Here is a 5,282-nt window from a genome sequence, read left to right on the forward strand (position 1 = left end):
CCCCCCCCCCCCCCCCCCCCCCCCCCCCCCCCCACTACCCCCGGCGCCCGGCGTACCATGGGCGCATGAGTACCCTGCCCCACACGCCGGGCTACAGCCGGCGCAGCCATGAAATCGCCCCGTTCCACGTGATGTCCCTGCTGGCCCGCGCGCAGGCGCTGGAACAGGCGGGCCACGATGTGATCCACCTGGAGATCGGCGAACCGGACTTCACCACCGCCGAGCCGGTCGTGCGCGCAGGCCAGGCCGCACTGGCCGCCGGCCACACCCGCTACACCGCCGCGCGCGGCCTGCCGGCCCTGCGCCAGGCCATCAGCGGTTTCTATCGCAGCCACTACGCGCTGGATATCGACCCCGAACGCATCCTGGTTACCCCGGGCGGGTCCGGTGCGCTGCTGCTGGCCAGCAGCCTGCTGGTCGACCCGGGCCGCCACTGGCTGCTGGCCGACCCCGGCTACCCCTGCAACCGCCACTTCCTGCGCCTGGTGGAAGGCGGCGCGCAGCTGGTGCCGGTTGGCCCGGATACCGCCTACCAGCTGACGCCCTCGCTGGTGGAACAACACTGGAACGCCGACAGCGTCGGTGCGCTGGTCGCTTCTCCGGCCAATCCGACCGGCACGGTGCTGTCGGCCGACGAACTGTCCGCCCTGTCGACATCGCTGCATGCGCGCGGCGGCCATCTGGTGGTGGATGAGATCTACCACGGCCTGACCTATGGCCTGGATGCGCCCAGCGTGCTGCAGGTGGATGACAGCGCGTTCGTGCTGAACAGCTTTTCCAAGTACTTCGGCATGACCGGCTGGCGGCTCGGCTGGCTGGTGGCACCGCCGGCGGCCGTGCCTGATCTGGAGAAGCTGGCGCAGAACCTGTACATCAGCGCGTCGAGCATCGCCCAGCATGCCGCCCTCGCCTGTTTCAGCGAGGAATCAATGGCGATCTTCGAGCAGCGCCGCGAGGCGTTCCGCCAGCGCCGCGATTTCCTGCTGCCTGCACTGCGCGAGCTGGGCTTCCGCATCGAGGTGGAGCCGCAGGGCGCGTTCTACCTGTATGCCGATGTCAGCGCCTTCACTGATGATGCGCAGGCGTTCTGCGCGCACTTCCTGGAAACCGAGCACGTGGCGTTCACCCCGGGCCTGGATTTCGGCTTCCATCGCGCGAACCAGCACGTGCGGCTGGCCTATACGCAGGAAGTGCCGCGGTTGCAGGAGGCGGTGGAGCGCATTGCGCGTGGGTTGAAGCGATTCCGGTAGCGCCGGCCGCTGGCCGGCATTACCCGATAATGAAAAACGCCGCCCGAGGGCGGCGTTTTTCATTCCATCACTTGCCGCCCAACCGCTCCCACAGGAAGCTGTAGGCCAGGGCCGACATGTGCGCGGCCTGCGCGTTGTTGGCTGCGCCGCCGTGGCCACCTTCGATGTTCTCGTAGTAGGTCACGTCCTTGCCGGCGTCGATCATCTTCGCCGCCATCTTGCGGGCGTGGCCCGGGTGCACGCGGTCATCGCGCGTGGAGGTGGTGAACAGCACCGGCGGGTAGGTCTTCTTCGCGTCGAACAGGTGGTACGGCGAGAAGGTCTTGATGAACTCCCAGTCGCTGGTGTCCGGGTTGCCGTACTCGGCCATCCACGAAGCACCGGCCAGCAGGTGGCTGTAGCGCTTCATGTCCAGCAGCGGCACCTGCACCACCACCGCACCGAACAGTTCCGGGTACTGGGTGAGCATGTTGCCGGTGAGCAGGCCACCGTTGCTGCCGCCCTGCACGCCCAGGTGCTTGGCCGTGGTGATCCTGCGCTTGACCAGATCCTGCGCCACCGCGGCCATGTCTTCATAGGCCTTGTGACGGTTCTGCTTCAGTGCCGCCTGGTGCCAGCGCGGGCCGTACTCGCCACCGCCACGGATGTTGGCGACCACATACACGCCGCCCTTCTCCAGCCAGGCGCGGCCCATGCCACCGGAGTAGCTCGGGGTCAGCGAGATCTCGAAGCCACCGTAGCCGTACAGCAGCGTCGGGTTGGAACCGTCCAGCTTCATCGCCTTGTCGTGCACCACGAAGTACGGCACGCGGGTGCCGTCCTTGCTGGTAGCGAAGTGCTGCTCGATCACCTTGCCCTCGGCATCGAAGAAGGCCGGCATGGTCTTCAGCGTTTCCGGGGCCTTGCCGATCTCGGCCAGGGCCAGGGTGGTCGGGGTCAGGTAATCGGTGGCGGTCAGCCACACCGCATCGCTGTCGTTGCTGTCCACTGCGCCCACGGCCAGGGTGCCGAAGGCCGGCGCACCGACGAACTCGCTCTTCTGCCAGCCGCTGGCGCCCGGGGTCAGCACCGACAGGCGGTTCTTGACGTCATCCAGCACGTTCAGCACGAGGTGGCTCTTGGTCCAGGTCGCGCCGGCCAGCGAGGTGGTCGCGGTCGGGGTGAACAGGACTTCGAACTCACGCTTGCCCGCCAGGAAGTCGTCCAGCTGGGTCGCCAGCAGCGAACCGGAGGCGTAGGTCCTGCCGCCCACGGTCCACGGGTCGCGCAGTTCCAGGGTCAGCCACTGCTTGTGCAGGCCCTTTTCCGCCGAGTTCGGCGCGTCGATCTTGGTCAGCGTGCCGTTGTCGGCGCGCAGGTAGACCTCGTTGTTGTAGAACGCCAGCGTGCGGCTGACCAGGTTGCGCTCGAAGCCCGGGGTGTCATCGTGCATCGCCGCGATGTACATGTCTTCCGGCTTGCCTTCATAGACCACGCTGGCCGACGCCAGCGGCGTGCCGCGCTTCCACAGCTTGGCAACGCGCGGGTAGCCGGAGGTGGTCATCGAACCGGCGCCGAAATCGGTGTAGACGAACACCGAGTCGCGGTCGATCCAGCCCAGGCCGCCCTTGGATTCGGGGCGGAAGAAGCCGTCCTTGATCCAGGTCTTGTTGGCCAGGTCGAATTCGCGGGTGACATCGGCATCGGCGCCGCCGCGCGACAGCGCGATCAGGCAGCGACTGTAATCCGGACGCAGGCAGTCGGCGCCGTGCCAGACCCAGTTCTCGCCCTCGGCCTTGTTCAGTGCATCCAGGTCGAGCACGGTTTCCCACTGCGGCGAGGCCTTGCGGTACTCGGCCAGGGTGGTGCGGCGCCACAGGCCGCGCTCGTGCTGCTGGTCCTTCCAGAAGTTGTAGTAGTAGTCGCCGATCTTCTGCACGCCGGGGATCTTGGCGTCCGAATCGAGCACCTCGCGGATGCTGGCTTCCATCTGCTTGAAGGCCGCGGTCTGCGCCAGGCGGCCCTCGGACTTGGCATTCTGTTCCTTGACCCAGGACAGCGGCTTGTCGCCGGTGACGTCCTCCAGCCAGGCGTAACGGTCGGTTTCTTCAGCGGCCACGGCGGTCCCCACCGAAGCAGCGGTCATCATGCCGGCCAACAGGCAGGCGGAAGCGAGTCGTGACATTGCGGTTCCAGGCAGTCATAAGCGCTGGAACGCTAGCACGGATCCCCGGGCCCGCCCCCGTGTCGAAGGTCAGGCTGCGGCGGTACGCGTGCGACGCGCGCGCGCCGGCAGGCGACGGGCCTGTACCCCCGGCTGGCGCAGGCGGCGCAGCCACGCCCGCAACGGCAACGGACAGCCCAGCAGCGCCCACCAGGCCGCCAGCGGCATGCCGACCAGCCACAGCGGCAGCCAGCCCAGCCAGACACTGCTGCCGCGCGCGGCCGGCCACACCAGCACCAGGGCCAGGCCGGCCAGGGCCAGCTGCTGCACGCTGTGCAGCAGGCGGCGGTCGGATGCAAAGCTGTCGCGTTCAGCAGGGTTGCGACGGGAAGAGCGAGCGTTCATGGGCGTTCTCGGCGATTCGATGGTGGCCAGCTTGGCGTGCCGCCTTCTCAAGAGCTGCGACACCATTGACGGATCGAGCACACACAGTCGACCATGCTTGGGCACCCAATGGAGCTCGCTCCCGCATGTCCTCGATCCGCCCGTTCTGCGCCGTGTTGCTGGCTCTGTCCCTTGGAGGCCCCGCGCTGGCCGCCAGCGACCCGCCGTCACCCCGCGCCAGCGCATCGGGGGCATCCGAATATGGTGCGCCGATCGATCTGCAGCGCTTCATGGGCACGTGGTATGTGATCGGCCGCGTGCCGAACTTCATCGAACGTGGGCACGTGGCCAGCGTCAACGAGTACACGCTGCGCGAAGACAACAAGGTGGGCATCGTCTACCGCTACCGCGATGGCTTCAGTGCGCCCCAGCAGGAAGTGCGCGCACGCGCCAGCGTCGACGCCGACAGCGGCAACCACGCCTGGCGCACCTGGTTCTACCGGATCGTACCGACCCATTCGCGCGTGCTGGAAGTGGCCCCTGACTATTCGTGGGCGATGATCGGCTACCCCGGCCGGGAAATGGCCTGGATCTTCGCGCGCCAGCCGGACATGGACAAAGCGCTGTACAAGGAGCTGGCCGAGCGCCTGCGCGACGAGTACGGCGTCAACACTGACAAGCTCAAGCGCGTGCCGCAGCACCCCGACCAGGTGGGCAAGCTGGGTTACGAAGTTCCGAACGTGCGGTGAGCAAAGCGCCGCCGGGCATGGCCCGGCGCTACCTGCCACGCGATCCATCCGGTAGCGCCGGGCCATGCCCGGCGGATTCGCCGCGCCCTACGCGGCCCGCGGCTGCACGCGGCGCTCGATCTCGCCGAGCGTGGCCAACGTCTTCAGGTCGTAGGTCGCCTGCAGCGCCAGCCACGATGCAGCATCTCCGCCGAAATGGCGCGCCAGCCGGGCAGCGGTATCAGCGGTGATCGCACGTTCGCCGTGAACGATGGCATGCAGGCGGGTGGCCGGAACATCCAATGCCCTCGCCAGTGCATTCACGCTCAGGGCCAGCGGGGAAAGGAACTCCTCGCGCAGGATCTCGCCGGGATGGATGGCCCGCATGCGATTGTCGGTTGGCTTCATGGCGAATGCCTCAGTGGTAGTCAACAATCACCAGCCAGCGCCTCCAACCGGTTGCCGGGCGGACTGCGCAGGAACGCCAGCGTCTGTGCCGAGTCGAGCATCTGCAGCTTGCGTTCCGCTGCCCGTCGAATCGGCAGCCAGGCGCGTAGACAGTGGCCTTCAAACAAGGCGCGGGTGTGCTTGCAGCGGAAGGACCGGATCATTCCGCAAAAGTATTACGCGAAACGGAATATACCAAGAGGCTGGATGTGCTGCCAGTCCCGGTTCGGCGATCCAGGTTGTCAATGGACGGATTGCGTCACGCCGCCGCCGGGCATGGCCCGGCGCTACCTGCCACGCGATCCATCCGGTAGCGCCGGGCCATGCCCG

At 67.4% G+C, this 5,282-nt stretch carries 5 protein-coding genes; 2 read left to right on the forward strand and 3 right to left on the reverse strand.

Annotation, left to right across the window (positions count from 1 at the left end; all coding sequences use genetic code 11):
* Positions 1–65 precede the first annotated feature (65 nt).
* Positions 66–1,250, forward strand: coding sequence for a pyridoxal phosphate-dependent aminotransferase (locus AC3WL7_RS04470; protein WP_108758872.1), 1,185 nt, complete (start codon positions 66–68; stop codon positions 1,248–1,250).
* Positions 1,251–1,317: 67 nt separating this feature from the next.
* On the opposite strand, the gene AC3WL7_RS04475 is transcribed toward AC3WL7_RS04470, so the two are convergent.
* Both AC3WL7_RS04475 and AC3WL7_RS04480 read right to left on the reverse strand, forming a co-directional pair.
* Positions 1,318–3,414: a prolyl oligopeptidase family serine peptidase gene (locus AC3WL7_RS04475; RefSeq protein ID WP_492749490.1), complete on the reverse strand. Its 2,097-nt coding sequence runs from the start codon at positions 3,412–3,414 to the stop codon at positions 1,318–1,320.
* A gap of 69 nt (positions 3,415–3,483) precedes the next feature.
* The gene (locus AC3WL7_RS04480; protein ID WP_492749491.1) at positions 3,484–3,798 is read right to left on the reverse strand and encodes a hypothetical protein; all 315 of its coding nucleotides are present in this window, start codon (positions 3,796–3,798) and stop codon (positions 3,484–3,486) included.
* Positions 3,799–3,923: 125 nt separating this feature from the next.
* On the opposite strand from AC3WL7_RS04480, the gene AC3WL7_RS04485 reads away from it, so the two are divergent.
* Positions 3,924–4,526, forward strand: coding sequence for a lipocalin family protein (locus tag AC3WL7_RS04485; RefSeq protein WP_108758873.1), 603 nt, complete (start codon positions 3,924–3,926; stop codon positions 4,524–4,526).
* A gap of 87 nt (positions 4,527–4,613) precedes the next feature.
* Here the strand turns inward: AC3WL7_RS04485 and AC3WL7_RS04490 are convergent, their stop codons facing one another.
* The gene (locus tag AC3WL7_RS04490; RefSeq protein ID WP_079223451.1) at positions 4,614–4,913 is read right to left on the reverse strand and encodes a HigA family addiction module antitoxin; all 300 of its coding nucleotides are present in this window, start codon (positions 4,911–4,913) and stop codon (positions 4,614–4,616) included.
* Between the last annotated feature and the right edge of the window lie 369 nt (positions 4,914–5,282).

The organism is Stenotrophomonas sp. FW305-3-2-15-E-LB1 (genome assembly GCF_058787375.1).

What these genes read in the sequence shown, in the direction of transcription:
- AC3WL7_RS04470 (WP_108758872.1), top strand. Translation starts at nt 66, where the DNA reads ATGAGTACCCTGCCCCACACGCCGGGCTACAGCCGGCGCAGCCATGAA.
- AC3WL7_RS04475 (WP_492749490.1), bottom strand. Translation starts at nt 3,414, where the DNA reads ATGTCACGACTCGCTTCCGCCTGCCTGTTGGCCGGCATGATGACCGCT.
- AC3WL7_RS04480 (WP_492749491.1), bottom strand. Translation starts at nt 3,798, where the DNA reads ATGAACGCTCGCTCTTCCCGTCGCAACCCTGCTGAACGCGACAGCTTT.
- AC3WL7_RS04485 (WP_108758873.1), top strand. Translation starts at nt 3,924, where the DNA reads ATGTCCTCGATCCGCCCGTTCTGCGCCGTGTTGCTGGCTCTGTCCCTT.
- AC3WL7_RS04490 (WP_079223451.1), bottom strand. Translation starts at nt 4,913, where the DNA reads ATGAAGCCAACCGACAATCGCATGCGGGCCATCCATCCCGGCGAGATC.